General features: G+C 66.8%; 15 protein-coding genes. 4 read left to right on the top strand and 11 right to left on the bottom strand.

The window, feature by feature from the left end:
• Positions 1–151 precede the first annotated feature (151 nt).
• Entirely contained in the window at positions 152–2179 is a 2028-nt protein-coding gene (locus tag EDF74_RS11690; RefSeq protein ID WP_123730276.1) for a sodium-translocating pyrophosphatase, read from the top strand.
• Positions 2180–2241: 62 nt separating this feature from the next.
• Here EDF74_RS11690 and EDF74_RS11685 read toward each other — a convergent pair whose 3' ends face one another.
• The 6 genes from EDF74_RS11685 to EDF74_RS11660 all read right to left on the bottom strand — a co-directional run bounded on the left by EDF74_RS11685 (position 2242) and on the right by EDF74_RS11660 (position 6242).
• Positions 2242–3099 (bottom strand): DUF5694 domain-containing protein, encoded by an 858-nt coding sequence (locus EDF74_RS11685; protein ID WP_148045950.1) that lies wholly within the window; start codon positions 3097–3099, stop codon positions 2242–2244.
• Between the two features lie 108 nt (positions 3100–3207).
• Positions 3208–3936, bottom strand: a complete 729-nt coding sequence (locus EDF74_RS11680) for an energy transducer TonB (RefSeq protein ID WP_123730274.1) — start codon at positions 3934–3936, stop codon at positions 3208–3210.
• Entirely contained in the window at positions 3933–4358 is a 426-nt protein-coding gene (gene exbD, locus EDF74_RS11675; RefSeq protein WP_123730273.1) for a TonB system transport protein ExbD, read from the bottom strand. Before exbD ends, EDF74_RS11680 begins: the two co-directional genes overlap by 4 nt.
• Before the next feature lie 9 nt (positions 4359–4367).
• Complete coding sequence (gene exbB, locus EDF74_RS11670; protein WP_123730272.1) at positions 4368–5099, bottom strand: tonB-system energizer ExbB; 732 nt, start codon at positions 5097–5099, stop codon at positions 4368–4370.
• Between the two features lie 113 nt (positions 5100–5212).
• Positions 5213–5605 (bottom strand): YbaN family protein, encoded by a 393-nt coding sequence (locus EDF74_RS11665; RefSeq protein WP_123730867.1) that lies wholly within the window; start codon positions 5603–5605, stop codon positions 5213–5215.
• Between the two features lie 49 nt (positions 5606–5654).
• The gene (locus tag EDF74_RS11660) at positions 5655–6242 is read right to left on the bottom strand and encodes a biliverdin-producing heme oxygenase (protein ID WP_123730271.1); all 588 of its coding nucleotides are present in this window, start codon (positions 6240–6242) and stop codon (positions 5655–5657) included.
• Between the two features lie 166 nt (positions 6243–6408).
• Here EDF74_RS11660 and EDF74_RS11655 point away from each other — a divergent pair, with 166 nt between their 5' ends.
• Positions 6409–6666 (top strand): DUF2789 domain-containing protein, encoded by a 258-nt coding sequence (locus EDF74_RS11655; protein ID WP_123730270.1) that lies wholly within the window; start codon positions 6409–6411, stop codon positions 6664–6666.
• Between the two features lie 93 nt (positions 6667–6759).
• Here EDF74_RS11655 and EDF74_RS11650 read toward each other — a convergent pair whose 3' ends face one another.
• The 5 genes from EDF74_RS11650 to EDF74_RS11630 all read right to left on the bottom strand — a co-directional run bounded on the left by EDF74_RS11650 (position 6760) and on the right by EDF74_RS11630 (position 12512).
• Entirely contained in the window at positions 6760–9675 is a 2916-nt protein-coding gene (locus EDF74_RS11650) for a TonB-dependent receptor (protein WP_123730269.1), read from the bottom strand.
• Positions 9676–9816: 141 nt separating this feature from the next.
• A complete protein-coding gene (locus EDF74_RS11645; RefSeq protein ID WP_123730268.1) occupies positions 9817–10776 on the bottom strand; it encodes a FecR family protein in 960 nt (319 codons plus the stop codon).
• Between the two features lie 112 nt (positions 10777–10888).
• A complete protein-coding gene (locus EDF74_RS11640; protein WP_123730866.1) occupies positions 10889–11389 on the bottom strand; it encodes an RNA polymerase sigma factor in 501 nt (166 codons plus the stop codon).
• Between the two features lie 120 nt (positions 11390–11509).
• Complete coding sequence (locus EDF74_RS11635) at positions 11510–11983, bottom strand: hypothetical protein (protein WP_123730267.1); 474 nt, start codon at positions 11981–11983, stop codon at positions 11510–11512.
• 37 nt (positions 11984–12020) lie between these two features.
• Complete coding sequence (locus EDF74_RS11630; protein WP_260232250.1) at positions 12021–12512, bottom strand: hypothetical protein; 492 nt, start codon at positions 12510–12512, stop codon at positions 12021–12023.
• A 223-nt stretch (positions 12513–12735) separates the two neighbouring features.
• On the opposite strand from EDF74_RS11630, the gene ppa reads away from it, so the two are divergent.
• Complete coding sequence (gene ppa, locus EDF74_RS11625) at positions 12736–13272, top strand: inorganic diphosphatase (RefSeq protein ID WP_019183821.1); 537 nt, start codon at positions 12736–12738, stop codon at positions 13270–13272.
• A 154-nt stretch (positions 13273–13426) separates the two neighbouring features.
• A complete protein-coding gene (locus tag EDF74_RS11620) occupies positions 13427–14548 on the top strand; it encodes an HDOD domain-containing protein (RefSeq protein WP_123730266.1) in 1122 nt (373 codons plus the stop codon).
• Positions 14549–14606 lie beyond the last annotated feature (58 nt).

Genomic DNA, 14606 nt, shown 5'->3' with positions numbered 1-14606 from the left:
TACTCGGGCCACCAGGGATTGCTGAACACCGCCACACGCTTGAAGACCGGCACGGTCTGAACGGGTTGGTTCATGGTTGCAGCCTGTTGTGCCCCCCGCGTGGAGACGTTCATCCGTTCACTGGATGTCATTCCATCACCCGGGAGGGGACATGCTGGAACGTTACGGGCTTTCTCTGGCGCTGTTGTGCGCCATCCTCGCGATTCTCTACGGCATCGTGTCGGCACGCTGGATCCTCCGGCAACCGGCTGGCAATGCCCGCATGCAGGAAATCGCCGCCGCCATCCAGGAAGGCGCGCGCGCCTATCTCAACCGTCAATACCTGACCATCGCCATCGCCGGTGCCGTGCTGTTCGTGCTGGTCGGCCTCTTCCTCAGCTGGTACACCGCGATCGGCTTCGCGATCGGCGCCGTGCTGTCCGGCGCGGCCGGCTACATCGGCATGAACGTCTCGGTGCGTGCCAACGTGCGTACCGCAGAGGCGGCCCGCAACGGCCTGAGTGCGGCCATGGACGTCGCCTTCCGCGGCGGTGCGATCACCGGCATGCTGGTGGTCGGGCTGGGCCTGCTGGGCGTGGCCGGCTACTACGCGCTGCTGCTGCGCCTCGGGCTGGATGTGGCGCAGACGCTGCACGCACTGGTCGGGCTGGCGTTCGGCTCGTCGCTGATCTCGATCTTCGCGCGGCTGGGCGGTGGCATCTTCACCAAGGGCGCCGATGTCGGCGCGGACCTGGTCGGCAAGGTCGAAGCCGGCATCCCCGAGGATGACCCGCGCAACCCGGCGGTGATCGCCGACAACGTGGGCGACAACGTCGGCGACTGCGCCGGCATGGCCGCCGACCTGTTTGAAACCTACGCCGTCACCGTGATCGCCACGATGCTGCTCGGCAACCTGATGATCGCCGAGGCCGGGGCGAATGCGGTGTTGTATCCGCTGGTGCTGGGCGGCGTCTCGATCATCGCCTCGATCATTGGCGCGCTGTTCGTCAAGGTGAAGCCCGGCGGTTCGATCATGGGCGCGCTGTACAAAGGCGTGATCGTGTCCGCTGTACTGGCCGCCATCGCGTTCTATCCCATCACCACCCAGCTGATGCCGGACAACGCATACGGTGCGCTGAACCTGTATTTCTGCGCCTTGATCGGGTTGGTGCTGACCGGCCTGATCGTGTGGATCACCGAGTACTACACCGGCACCCAGTACAAACCGGTGCAGCACGTGGCGCAGGCCTCCACCACCGGGCACGGCACCAACATCATCGCCGGCCTCGGTGTCTCGATGAAGTCCACGGCCCTGCCGGTGATCGCGGTGTGCGTGGCGATCTGGCTGGCGCACTACTTCGGCGGCCTGTATGGCATCGCCATCGCCGCGACCGCGATGCTCTCGATGGCCGGCATGATCGTGGCGCTGGACGCCTACGGCCCGATCACCGACAACGCCGGCGGCATCGCCGAGATGGCCGAACTGCCGCCGGAAATCCGCGACATCACCGACCCCCTCGATGCCGTCGGCAACACCACCAAGGCGGTGACCAAGGGCTACGCGATCGGCTCGGCGGCGCTGGCCGCGCTGGTGCTGTTCGCCGACTACACCCACAACCTGCAGGCAGCCAATCCCGGCGAGGTCTTCGCCTTCGACCTGTCCAACCATGAGGTGATCATCGGCCTGCTGATCGGCGGCCTGATCCCCTACCTGTTCGGTGCGATGGCGATGGAAGCGGTGGGTCGCGCGGCGGGGGCGGTGGTGGAGGAAGTGCGCCGTCAGTTCCGCGAGATCCCCGGGATCATGGACGGCACCGGCAAGCCGCAGTACGACCGCGCGGTGGATCTACTGACCCGCTCGGCCATCCGCGAAATGATCATCCCCTCGCTGTTGCCCGTCGCGGTACCGGTGGTGGTCGGCCTGCTGCTCGGGCCACGCGCGCTCGGCGGCCTGCTGATCGGCACCATCGTCACCGGCCTGTTCGTCGCGATTTCGATGACCACCGGCGGCGGCGCGTGGGACAACGCCAAGAAGTACATCGAGGATGGCCACTTCGGCGGCAAGGGCAGCGAGGCGCACAAGGCCGCGGTGACCGGCGATACGGTCGGTGATCCCTACAAGGACACCGCCGGCCCGGCGATCAACCCGCTGATCAAGATCATCAACATCGTGGCATTGCTGCTGGTGCCACTGCTGTGAGTCGAGTCGGGCGCGCTGGCCTTATGCCAGCGCGTCCGTGCAGCGCGTGCGTGCCGCTCCAGTCAGGGCGATTCAGCCGGCTTCGTGTCCGAAAGCCAACCGGCGGGGTCGTGGATACGGTAAAGGCCCGAATCCTCCGCCAACTGACGAAGCAAGTTGCCGTGCCCCGCTCCATAGATCACCAACACGCGATCACCAGCGTTGGTGGCACGCGCGATCGCATTGAAGATCATCAGATTGCGCCCGTACCACGACTGCACCCAGTTGGCGCCGACCGGATCTTCCGGCGTGCCCAGCAGGCCGAGACGGTAATAAGTGGCGGCGTTCCAATCCAGCCACGGCGCGCCATTGAAGTGGCGCAACGCCTCCGCCACGGTTACGTTGCCGAGCAGGCGTTGATCCTTTTCGACCTGTGCCTTCACCATCGCCTTGAAGGCAGCGTACTCCTCCTGTTGGCCATACGTGTCTGCCGCGGCGGCGTAGTCGATGCGCGCCTTGTCGGTAATCGGCCCTTGGCCGTTCCAGTCCACGGCATACACCTTGCCCAAGTCGCGTGCGCAGGCGATACGGAAGCCCAGCTGCTCGGATTCGCTGCGTGATAGCGTGCGCTTGCCCTTACAGGAAGCGGCGAAGTTGTGCTGAAGCTCAGCTTGGCGCGCTGAATCGACCTCGACCATGATCTTGGTGGGTCGATAGCGTTCCAACAGCCGAGCGACGTCGGCTATTTCCTGTTGGCGCTTTTCGCCCAATACGTCGTCGGCCGTCATGTTCTCCAGATCACGGCCCGGATTGCTCATGTGATAGCTACCGATCAGCAGGTAGTCCGCAATCGGACGGCCGTCAGTGCTTTTTGCATGAGCCACGCCGCTCATGAGTGCGGCAGCAAAAATGACTGATGTGACGGTGTGCCTCCATGCCATACGACGTGCTCCTTGCTATTGATCCGGGCGTGCCAGTGTTGCTCGAGTTTGGCAACGCAATCACCAACGGCACGCGGGTCGAAAGTCATTGCCGACGTGACACGCGCCTCAACGCCGCCGGAGGAAGAATGTCACCGGCACCATCACCTCCACCGGGTCGCCGGTGATCTCTGCTGGCGGCGGCGGCAACGGGCTGCCGCGCCGCACCGTAGCCAACGTTTCCTCATCCAGCAGCGGATGGCCGCTGCTCTGGCCCAGCCGGATGTTGGAGGCGTTGCCCTGCCGGTCCACCGAGAAGCGCACATAGGCCACACCCTGCTGGCGCAGACGTTCGGCCTGGCGCGGGTAGCGGCGATACTGTTCCAGATGGCCCAGCAGCAGGCCCTGCCAGGTCACGGCCGCGCTGCCCTGGCGGCCGGCCACCGTCTGCGTGGCGGCATAGCGCTCGGATGGCCGTGCGGACACCTCCGGCGGGGCCAGCGTCTGGTCCACGTTGTGCTGGTCCGTCGGCGCTGCGTCGCGCGGTGTCTCGCGGCGCAGGACGTCCTGCGCGTCCGGGGTGTCGTCCGGCGGGAGATCGATCTTTGGCACCGGCGTCGGTTCGGGCAGATGCTGTTCCTGCTGCAACGGCCCGGGTGGGATCTCTTTCGGCGGTGCGGACGGCGCCTCCGGTACCGGCGCCAACTCCACCATCACCGCTTCCACCGGCGTATCACTGACCCGCACCGGCGCTCGCTGCTCCCACCACAGCGCGCCGCCGATCAGCACGGCATGCGCGGCAAGGACCAGCGCCAGACTGCCTACCCAGCGCAGCATTGCGGCGGTGTCGCGGCTCATTCGCTGCGCTGCTCCACGCCCACCAGCGCGATCCGGCGATACCCGGCCGCGCGCAGCGCGTTCATGGTCTGCATCAGGTCGCCATAGGGCACGGTCTGATCGGCACGCAGGTAGATGCGCTGTTCGCGGTCGCCAGCGGTCAGCCGCTCCAGCGTGGCATTCAGCCCGTCAGTGCCGACCGGCACATCGTTGACGTTCAGCGACAGATCGGCCTGCACCGAGAGGAACACCGGTTCGGCATCGCGTGGCTGCGGCTGCGCGGTGCTGGCCGGCAGATCCACCGGCGTATCCACCGTGGCCAGCGGCGCGGCCACCATGAAGATGATCAGCAGCACCAGCATGACGTCGATGAAGGGGGTGACGTTGATTTCGTGGCTTTCTTCCAGTGCGTCGTCGTCGTGGCGGGCGGTCTTGATGGCCATGGCCGGTCCTCAGCGCGCGTCGCGCACGGCCGGCGCATTGCCGAGCCGGTCCAGATCACGCGAGACCAGCTGCTGCACGCCGGCGGACAGATCACCGAGCAAGCCGCGGATGCCGGCCAGCACACGGGTGAAGTGGTTGTAGATCACCACGGCGGGGATCGCCGCGACCAGGCCGAGCGCGGTGGCCAGCAACGCCTCTGCGATACCCGGCGCGACCACGGCCAGATTGGTAGTGTTGGCGTGGGCGATGCCGATGAAACTGTTCATGATCCCCCACACCGTGCCGAACAGGCCGACGAACGGCGCGATCGCGCCGATGCTGGCGAGCAGGCCCACCCCGGTACGCAGCTGCCGCGCATGCGCCAGTTCGATGCGTTCCAGGCGCGAAGCGACGCGCTCCTTGATCCCGACCGGATCCTGCGCATCCTGCGAGAGGTGCAGCTCGGTGCGGGCGGCGTCGATCAGGTCGTGTGCCGCGCCGTCGTCGAGCAACGCATGGGTCTGCGCCACCGGCAGGTGCGCGGCCTGCAGCAGCAGCGCGCGTGCCTGGCGCAGCCGCGTGCGTTGCCGGCCCAGCTCCCAGGTCTTGGCCACCAGCACTGTCCAGGTGGCGATGGAGGCGAGCGCCAGCCCGATCATCACGGTCTGCACCACGCCATCGGCGGCCTGGTACATGCCCCACGGGGTCAGGTCGTGCGGCAGTGCCGCCACGGCGGCAGGAAGAGCGATGGGCAAGGTCATGGGCGGAGTCGTCGGTCAGGGGCATCTCGGCACGGAGCAGGGCCGGAAGCGGGAAAGGGGCGGAAAGTATCGGGGGTGAGGCGGTGGGAATCAGTACCGGGCGGACAGCACGTTCAGCGCTGCGGCGGGCGATCGGCCGTGGCCGACGGCTGCGGCCCAGGCCGTGACAGGACATACGCCGCGCTGGCCACGAAGAACAGGCCGACGCCGAGCAGCAGCGGCCAGGACGGATGCGCGCCCCAGCAGAACATGACGAAGCCGAACGCCATGCCGGCGCCCGCGAAGGCTTTGCCCTTGCGGCTGATCGCGCCCTGTTCGCGCCACAGCCGCAGCGATGGACCGTAACGGGGGTGCTCGAGCAGGCGGCGTTCGAACGTCGGCGAGCTGCGCGCGAAGCAGCCGACCGCCAGGATCAGGAAGATCGTGGTCGGCATCACCGGCAGCAATGCGCCGATGACGCCCAGCGCCACCATGATCCAGCCCAGGCCGAACCAGAGCCAGCGCATCATGGGCGGTGGTTGCGGCCCGGCGCGACATGCCTGGGAGGCGCAGCGGTCATGCGAATTCTTCCTCGACATGCCCGTGCACGCTGCGGAACGCCGCATCGGCCGCATCGATCATCTGCTGCTCCTGCGCCTCGGTCAGCGCGACGCCATCCAGCGCGGCGGTGAACTCACGCCAGTGGCGGGCGGCACCATCGGGATGGGCGGCCAGGTGGCGGGCGCCGAAATTGCTGTCCAGGCCGAGACGTGCCGCCATCTTGTACAGCACGGTGCCACCGAGATTGGAGCCTTCGGCCACGTACAGCCAGCCCAGCGCCGCGGGCAGCGGCAGATCACCATCCAACCGGATGGACGCAGGTGGCGGCAGGGTCTGTTCCAGGTCGGAAAGATCACGGGCGATCAGCGGCAGCCGTCGGCGCTCGTCCAGATCGGGCAGCAGCGCGTCCAGCGCGGGACTGCCGTAGAGCGCATCGATGTCACGATGGAAGCGGTACTGCACGCGCAGGAATCTGGCGAACAGGTCGCGGCTGGCGAAAATGTCGCCGGCCATGATGCGTTTGTCCAGCGCGCCGTGGCTGTCACGGGTGGCTGCCTTGAGGCGTTGGCTGCGGGTGGCTTCGGGAGTATCGATGACGATCATGGCACTGCTTGGATGGGGAAGTGGGGCACGGTTCTCTGTTGAAGACGTCTGGCACGGGGGTAACCCCAAGCCCAGTGTCGCGTGATCAGCGGGTGCGAACGTCACATGCCACCGTCACGGCCTTGCCCTGATAATACGGACCACGCCCTGCCACTGGAATGACACGATGATCACCACCGAACCGCGCATGACCAATCTGTTCCTGCAGCTCGGCCTGGACGCCAGCGAGGAGGCGATTGCCGCCTTCATCCGCGATCACCAGCTGTCCAACGAGATCCGCCTGATCGAAGCGCCGTACTGGAACGACGGGCAGCGCCAGTTCCTGACCGAGCAGCTGCGCTCGGATGCGGAGTGGGCGATCGTGGTCGATGAGCTCAGTGAAGCGCTGCACGCCGATGCGACCGTACAGGCCAACGCCAGCTGAGCGCTGGGTTGAACGAAATGCCGTCCGGCCGCCTGATGCGCCGGCCGGATGCACGCAGGGGCCGGCAATGCCGGCCCCTGTCGTGTCCGGGCATCAGTAGCGGTAGGTCAGCGCCAGCCGCACGGTCCGGCCCGGTGCGGGCATCACGCCCAGCGCCAGCGGATCGAGGTAGTAACGATCGGTCAGGTTGTCCACATTGAGGTCCACCGCGAACTGCTCGCTGGCCTGCCAGCTGGCGAACAGATCCACGATGGTCGCCGGGCGGTACAGCTGCTGGATCGCCGACAGGCCGACATTCCATTCCTTGTCCAGCGTACTGATCGGGCCGGCGTTGTGGATCACCCGGGTGCCGACGCTGAAACGCTGGTCGAACAGGCGCGAGCCCAGGGTCAGGTTGACGTTGTAGCGCGGCGGGTTCTGGGTGTTGCTGTAGGACCCTTCAAAGCCACCATCCACGCAGTCCGGAGTGTTCTTCAGTTCCTCGATCTTCCGCTGGATCCCGTAGGCGCGGCGCTCGGCGGCGATGTCCGGCGCGCAGGTCTTGGCCTGGATGTAGTAATGCGCGGACAGATCGGCGAACACCGTGCCGCTGTCATAGCTGGACTGGAACTCCACGCCGGAGACCTTGAAACGGTCCACGTTGCGGATCAGGCCGGCCGACAGGGTGCGGTAGTCGCGGGTGATCAGGTCATCGATGCGTGTGTTGAAGTAAGCCAGCTTGAAGCCGGCCTGGTCGCCCTCGGTGAACAGGCTGTGGCGCACCGTGCTCGCGCCGATTTCCCAGGTCCCTGCCCGCTCCGGCTTGAGCTCGCCGGTGGGCTTGGCCGCGGTGAACAGGCCCAGCGTGGTCTCGAACAGGCTGGGCAGTTTCACGCCTTCGGCGTACTTCACGTACACCATGGTGTCTTCGTCGAAGCGGTAGGCGACGCTGGCGCTCGGCATGAAGGCACTGTCGCGGCGACGGATCGGCTGCGACCAGGTCCAGCTGACCGGCACGCTCAGGTCCTGCGTTCGGGTGACATCGTGGAAGTTCCAGCCGGTGATGTCGGCAACCGTGCCCTTCTCATACGGGGAGGCCAGCAACGAGGCCTCGGTGAACTGGCCATTGGCATCGGGATACCAGTTCAGCATCGCGATGCGCTTGGCGCGCCACGCCGGCAGGTTCGGGTTGCCATTGAGCAGCTGGGTGTAGCGGTACTGACCGATCACGCCGTAGGTGTCCGGCGTGGCCAGGCGGTTGCGGTCGTGCACGTTGACGCGGTTGTAGCGGCCACCGACCACCACTTCCCAATGCTCGTCCGGCTGCCATTTGACCGAGGCCACGGCGCTGTATTCCTTGCGCTCGGCGTTGCGCAGGAAACGGTTGTTCACCAGGTCGTCGTGCATGACCGGCGAGTGCGGGCCGGGGCCGACGTCCTCATCGCTGAAGGACAGACCGTAGTCCAGCGTGAACAGCCCGGCGCCGGTATCCAGATGCGTGGTGTTGCCCACATCGAAGCCGAGCCGGGTCTGGGTCAGCTCATTGCGGTAGGCGTCCTTGTAGCCCGGATCGGTGTTGAACGACGGGCCGTCATACCACTCGGTGCGGCGGTCGAAGTACCACGGGGTGATGCCGGTCAGGCCGTTGTACATGAGGCTGTCGGCGTCGGTGTACCAGAGGTTGGCCTTCAGATCGATCAGCGCGTTGTCCGGGTTGAAGCGGTAGCGCAGGTTGTAGGCGTCCATGTCGACATGGCCCGGATCCCACTGCGGCACGCGGTCGCGGTCCACGCGGATGATCTGCGAGGCCATGATTTCGCCGGCGGTGCCTTCATAGCGGCGGTAGCCGGCTTCCAGCGTCTGGTTGTCGTCGATGCGCCAGGTGCCCTTGAGCAGGAACGACTCCGAGCGCGAGGACGTGTTGAACACCTCGGTATCGGGCGGATTCAACGGCGCCAAGGTACGCCGGGTCTGCGGGAAATCGTCGTAGCCGTGCTTGCCCGAGAAGTAGTTGCCGTTCTCGCGCCATGCGTACGCCGCGACCAGGTCGACGCGATCCCAATGCTTGGCGGTGGCGATGTTGAAGAACTGGCTGCCCAGCGCGCTGCGGTCGGTACGCGGTGCGGCGTCATAGGCGGGCACGTTGTTGGCGCTGGCATTGGCCATGCCGGTGCGCACGCGCAGCCCGGCGTCGCGACCATCACGCAGCACGTCCTCGATCTTCAGCGTTTCCATCTCGACCACGCCGCCGATGCCACCGGAAGCATTGACGCCCAGGCTCGGCCCCTTGGTGATGGTGATGTTGGAGATCAGGTCCGGATCGAGATAGGTGCGCTGCGACTGGCCCGCGTAGCCACGGTAGGTATCCATGGTGGACTGCCCACCGTCGATGATCACCGGGATGCGGCTCTGGCCCTGGAGGCCACGGATGTTCACGTCCAGCGCGTTGGCGGTACGCGGATCACCCGCGGTGACGCCAGCCACACCCTTGACGATGTCCGCGGTGGAGGTGCCGCGGAAGCGCTCGATGGTGGCGCGCGCGATGTAGGCGCTGGACCCCGCCGTGCGGTACACCTCCAGCGCACGTTCGGCGTCGCTGCCGCCCTCGATGCGGTCACCGGCCACGCTCAGCGCGTCAGTAACGATCAGGCCATCGTCGCTGGATGCCACTGCAGCGCCCTCCAGCGTCACCGCGTCCGGACCGACCTGGCGCAGGCTCAGCCCGCTGCCCTGCAGCAGGCGCAGCAAGGCCGCCTGCGCATCCATCTGCCCGACGACGGCGGCGGACGTCACGCCCTCGGCCAGCGCCGCCGGATAGGCAACCTGCACCCCGGACTGACGCATGTAAGTGCGCAGCGCATCGGACAGCGGCTGGGCGGGAATGTCGAAGCGCAGCGTCACCGCAGCCGGTACCTGGCTGGATTGGGCGAATGCCGGCAGGCTGGGCGCGGCCGCCAGGCCAGCAGTGAGCAGAGCGATGCAGAGACGTGACGGGCGCGGACGATGGCCCGCGCGAGGAGAAATACGCATGGAAAAACCTGTCAGAAGATCAGTGCCGCAGAGGCGGGTCACCCGCACACGGGTGCGGATGCAGCGGACGTACGTGGCGGCGGCGGGTACGTTATGCCGAGTAAGACGAACGAACCGGGCACATCCCCAAGGCCGGTTGCGCTACTGCGCCGGTGCCACGATCGCCACGCCCATCGGCAGGCGGGTGACGCTCAGCCCGGCGCTGACGGCCAGTGCATCGAGCGCCTGCTCCGGGCGATCAATGCGGAACGCCGCGTTGACCGCCGGCAAGGCCGACAGATCGCCACGCACAAAGGTGGCACCCGAGCGGTAGCGCGCAATGCGTTGCACCGCCTCATCCACGCTGGCCGTCTCCAGCAGCAGCTCGCCGTCGCGCCAGGCCGCAATGCGGTCCAGGGTGACATCATCCAGCCGCGTGACCCGGCCGGCTGGCGCAAAGCGTGCACGCTGGCCCGCATCGAGATAGGTCCAGCCGCCTTGTTCAGTGGCCGCAACCCGCACGCGCCCCTGCTCGACCACCGCCTCGACCTGGTCGTTCCAGCGGGACACCGCGAATGCAGTGGAAATATCTTCAACCACGCCGCCCTGCGCTTCCACCTGGAACGGACGGGACGCCTCGTGCGCCACCTCGAACCAGGCCTGGCCACGCAGCAGCGCGATACGGCGCGTATGAGCGTCGTAGTGGACGGCGATGGCGCTGTCGGCATCCAGTACCGCACGGCTGCCATCGGGCAGCGATACCGTCTCGATCGCACGCGTGCTGCGGTGATCGGCCTGCAGCCGCAGCCACGCGTCGGGCGCGACCCACGCCAAGGCCAGCACTGCGGCCGTCGCCACGCTCCACGCGGACCAACGGACCCGCCGTCGACGCGGCACGGCCGCTGCCGCCGCGGGGGGGCGTGGCCCCAGACTGCGCCAGAGCTGACGTTCGTGTTCAAAGGCATGCCGGTGCCCGGGCTCTCCCAGCCACTGCTCGAAGGCCTGCATCTGCCCCGCATCGGTCGCGCCGGAGGCCAGCCAGGCAATCCAGGCCCGCGCCTGGACAGCGACAGCGTCGGACGGTGACGGGCAGGGAGAGGAAGAAGGTGGGTGCGGGCTCATGGCTGGCGATGGGTGGCGCAGTCACGCGCGGGCAAGGGAAGGACGCAGTCAACACGTCATTATGATCAAGACGGTCGGCAGACGTGTATCCCCAAGCGGGATATCAGCGCGCTCAGCGCCCCCTGCGTGCCCAGGCCAGTCGCTGCAGTGCGCTGCGCACATGATTCTCCACGGTCGTTACCGACACCCCCTGGCGCTTGGCGACGTCCACCTGGGTCATGCCCTGCAGGCGGTTGAGCCGGAACAGGGTGCGGGTCGGCTCGGGCAGATGCTCGACCGCCTCCAGCACGCGCTGCAGTTCGTCCTGCGCCATGACCTGCTCTTCGGTGGAGAGCACTTCGTCCGGCCCCCACAGGTAATGCTCGGCAAGCAGGCGCGTGCGCCGCGTGCGCTCACGGCCGTGATCGGTGGCCAGATTCGCCGCCAAACGATAGAGGTAGGCGCGGGGATTGCTGATCGGCTGGCCGCTATCCACGCCACGCGCCTTGAACCAGATGGACTGGATCACATCTTCGGCACCGCCGTCACTGCCCAGGATGCGCTGGACCAGGCGCAGCAGCGCCGGGCGCTCGCGGATCAACAGGTCGGTAAGAGTGGTGGCGTTGGAGGACATGGGCCGATGCACGTAGCGGGACCGCAGGAAGACGGCCATCCGTGAGCCGCGGCATGTTACTCCGCAAATGAGAATGAGTCACGTTTGAGTCGTGCAGGATCTCGACGTGACGATGCGCCCTTAGAGGCACGCCGTCAGTCCGTCGTAGATGCTGTCCGGGGTTGCGGGCAACGCCGCATGCAAGGCGTCGTCCTGCTCCAGCGTCTGCAGCAGGACGGGCAGCAGCGTGGTGGCCGCCAGCGGTGCGCGGCAGGCCCACGTCTGGGCGTCCACCGCGATACGGCCCGTCGCAGTGTCCACGCGCGCCGTGCTGCCGGTGAATGTCCACAGGCATTCACCCACACGGCCCGAGGCCGCCTGCACCGAACACCGGAAACGCAGCGGCTGCAGGTTGTGGAACTCGCCTTCGCAGAATGTGTCCCCGCAGATCGCGTCGAAGCCGCGCACCAGCCGCGCCTCCACTGCGCGGAAGCGCTCCCAGCCCTCGGCCTCGCTGGGGTACTCACGTGCATCGACATAGGGACCGGCAGCGTGGCCGGTGGCAATGGCCGTGCAGCTGGCAAGCAGCAGCATGCCCGCAATGAGGGTCTTCATCGGCAGTCTCCAGTGCAGATTGAAAAGGGGTGGCAGGTCAATTGAGGCAGTCGACCAGGGCGTCATGCATCGAGCGGTCCGAGCCAGGCAGTGGTCTGCGCAGCGCGTCGCGGCGTGCCAGGGCCACGTGCAGGGTTTCCACGGGGGTATTGGCCCCGAGTGGCGCAGCGCAGGCCCAGGTACGGCTGTCCGGGACCACCCGGCCGCTGCCAGGCTCCACCTCGAGGTTGCCGGCGCCGACCACAAGCGTGCAGGCCTGGACGGTGCCGCTGGCCGCATGGACCGAGCAACGGAACTGCAGCGCGACATGATTGCTGTACGCGCCCTCACAGTAGGTATCACCACAGAGATCGTGGAATTCCCGGATCAGGTGATCCTCCAGATCATAGAAGCGATCCCAGTTGGCCTCCTTGTGCGGGAAGTCGACCAGATCGACATACGGCCCCTCGCGCCCGGCGGCGCTGAAGATGCCGGCCGCCAGCAATGGCAGGGCCAGGGAAAGGGTGGCCAGCGGGGTCATCAGCTTCATCACCAGGCTCCAGACGGGTTGGCTGCCATGATCGTCAGGTCCGCTGACGGCAGATATCGGCGCCAACCCCGCCTCTGTGTGAGCATTTCCAGCAACGGCCCGTGCTCACCTGCCTGTGGCCGGGTCGGTGAAACGCCCTTCGAGCCACCGGCCGCTGCACGGCGGCCGGCAAAGGGCCTAAAATGTCGGACTTTGCGCCCCTACCCCCTCTCGGAGTAAACCCATGGGTCTGGAACTCGTCTCGCCCGGCAAGAACCCGCCGGAAGAAATCAACGTCATCATCGAAATCCCGAAGGATTCCGAGCCGGTGAAGTACGAAGTGGACAAGGAAACCGGCGCGATCTTCGTCGACCGCATCCTCTCCACCCCGATGCGCTACCCCTGCAACTACGGCTACGTGCCGAGCACCCTGTGCGGCGACGGTGATCCGGCCGACGTGCTGGTGGTGCTGCCGCTGCCGCTGGTCCCGGGCTCGGTGGTGCGTTGCCGTCCGGTCGGCGTGCTCAAGATGAGCGACGAGGCCGGCAGCGACGAGAAGATCCTGGCCGTGCCGATCTCCAAGGTGTTCAGTGGCTATGCCCACGTCGAAGACATCGAGCAGGTGTCCAGCCATTGGCTGGAGCGCATCGGCCACTTCTTCGAGCACTACAAGGACCTGGAAAAGGGCAAGTGGGTCAAGCTGGATGGTTGGGGCGGCGCCGCCGAAGCCAAGAAAATCCTGGTTGAAGCGCACCAGCGCTACCTCGGCAACATCGCCTGAGACTGAACCACATCGCTCCGGCACACCGCTGCCGGAGCGATGCGCATCACGTTTTTTCAATGCGGCACATCACTATTCGTGCCGGATTGGGTACATTGCGTCTCTTCACACCGTCCACGGTGGGTTTCACCGTGGTCAGCCAGGGGACCGTGTCGTGCGCATTCTGCTTGTTGGGGACGAAGCCAGCCTGTCGGCTGAGCTGTTGGAATTCATTGCCGATCTTGGGGAAGAGTGGCAACCGCTGACTGCCGTCGATGGCCATAGCGCCATGGGCATCGTGGCCGGCCTGCCGGTCGATGCGGTGATCGTGTGCCCGCAGCTGCCGGATCTCAACGCCACCACGCTGCTCGGCCAGATCCGTACGCTGCGCCCTGAGACCATCCGCATCGCCCTGGTGGACGCCGAACACGGCAACCGCCCGCCACCGGCACGCCTGATCGGCGTGGCCCATCGCTTCCTGCCGATGCCGCTGGCCCCGGAAGTCCTGCTGGAAGCACTGACCAGCCTGGAAGAGCTGCGCGAACTGCTCGACAGCGCGCGACTGCGCAGCGCCATCGGCCGGATCGAGAAGCTGCCCTCCCCGCCCCACCTTTACCTGTCGCTGACCCAGGCGCTGGAACACGACGACGACACCAACACCGCGGACGTGGCCAAGCTGGTCGCAGCCGACCCGGCGATCGCCGCCAAGGTACTGCAGCTGTCCAATTCGGCGTTCTTCAACAATGGCCGGATCATTTCCGACCTGCGCACCGCAGTGACCCGCCTTGGGTTGTCGACCCTGCGCGACCTGGTCCTGGCCAGCGAGGTGTTCTCTGCACCGCCGCTGTCCGGCGCCGAACGCAACTCGCTGCAGCAGCGGGCACTGCTGGCGTCCCGTCTGGCAGCCAAGCTGCTGCCGGAGTCCAGCGCGGAACTGGGTGCCACCGCGGCCCTGCTGGCCGACATCGGCCTGCTGCTGCCGGGCGTACGCAACGAGCGTGGCGAGCCGGCCGATGCCGCTGACGACCGTCCCGGTCACGCCGAGGCCGGTGCCTACCTGCTCGGCCTGTGGGGCCTGCCGATGCCGATCATCGAGGCGGTGGCGTTCCACCTGCAGCCGCAGAAGTCCAACACCCGCAGCTTCTGGGTCACCGGTGCGGTGCACGTGGCGCTGGCGCTGATCAACGGCGACCCGGTCGATGAGGAGTACCTGCAGCGCGCAGGCGTGCTCAACAAGCTGCCACTGTGGCGGGAGCATGCCAATGCACTGATGGGGCTGGTCGCCAGCGACGCCTGAACATTCAACGGGATGTGACGACGATGGCGCGCCCAGGTGGCGCGCCATCGTCGTTTCA

It is taken from the genome of Stenotrophomonas rhizophila, from assembly GCF_003751305.1.
GTDB classification, from domain to species: domain Bacteria; phylum Pseudomonadota; class Gammaproteobacteria; order Xanthomonadales; family Xanthomonadaceae; genus Stenotrophomonas; species Stenotrophomonas rhizophila_B.
The sequence above is the reverse complement of the archived record's forward strand: the minus strand, read 5'-3'. Positions and strand labels throughout refer to the sequence as shown.

What these genes read in the sequence shown, in the direction of transcription:
- exbD (WP_123730273.1), bottom strand. Translation starts at nt 4,358, where the DNA reads ATGGCCATCAAGACCGCCCGCCACGACGACGACGCACTGGAAGAAAGC.
- EDF74_RS11665 (WP_123730867.1), bottom strand. Translation starts at nt 5,605, where the DNA reads ATGCGCTGGCTCTGGTTCGGCCTGGGCTGGATCATGGTGGCGCTGGGC.
- EDF74_RS11685 (WP_148045950.1), bottom strand. Translation starts at nt 3,099, where the DNA reads ATGGCATGGAGGCACACCGTCACATCAGTCATTTTTGCTGCCGCACTC.
- EDF74_RS11680 (WP_123730274.1), bottom strand. Translation starts at nt 3,936, where the DNA reads ATGAGCCGCGACACCGCCGCAATGCTGCGCTGGGTAGGCAGTCTGGCG.
- EDF74_RS11650 (WP_123730269.1), bottom strand. Translation starts at nt 9,675, where the DNA reads ATGCGTATTTCTCCTCGCGCGGGCCATCGTCCGCGCCCGTCACGTCTC.
- EDF74_RS11635 (WP_123730267.1), bottom strand. Translation starts at nt 11,983, where the DNA reads ATGAAGACCCTCATTGCGGGCATGCTGCTGCTTGCCAGCTGCACGGCC.
- exbB (WP_123730272.1), bottom strand. Translation starts at nt 5,099, where the DNA reads ATGACCTTGCCCATCGCTCTTCCTGCCGCCGTGGCGGCACTGCCGCAC.
- EDF74_RS11640 (WP_123730866.1), bottom strand. Translation starts at nt 11,389, where the DNA reads ATGTCCTCCAACGCCACCACTCTTACCGACCTGTTGATCCGCGAGCGC.
- EDF74_RS11655 (WP_123730270.1), top strand. Translation starts at nt 6,409, where the DNA reads ATGATCACCACCGAACCGCGCATGACCAATCTGTTCCTGCAGCTCGGC.
- EDF74_RS11645 (WP_123730268.1), bottom strand. Translation starts at nt 10,776, where the DNA reads ATGAGCCCGCACCCACCTTCTTCCTCTCCCTGCCCGTCACCGTCCGAC.
- EDF74_RS11630 (WP_260232250.1), bottom strand. Translation starts at nt 12,512, where the DNA reads ATGAAGCTGATGACCCCGCTGGCCACCCTTTCCCTGGCCCTGCCATTG.
- ppa (WP_019183821.1), top strand. Translation starts at nt 12,736, where the DNA reads ATGGGTCTGGAACTCGTCTCGCCCGGCAAGAACCCGCCGGAAGAAATC.
- EDF74_RS11660 (WP_123730271.1), bottom strand. Translation starts at nt 6,242, where the DNA reads ATGATCGTCATCGATACTCCCGAAGCCACCCGCAGCCAACGCCTCAAG.
- EDF74_RS11690 (WP_123730276.1), top strand. Translation starts at nt 152, where the DNA reads ATGCTGGAACGTTACGGGCTTTCTCTGGCGCTGTTGTGCGCCATCCTC.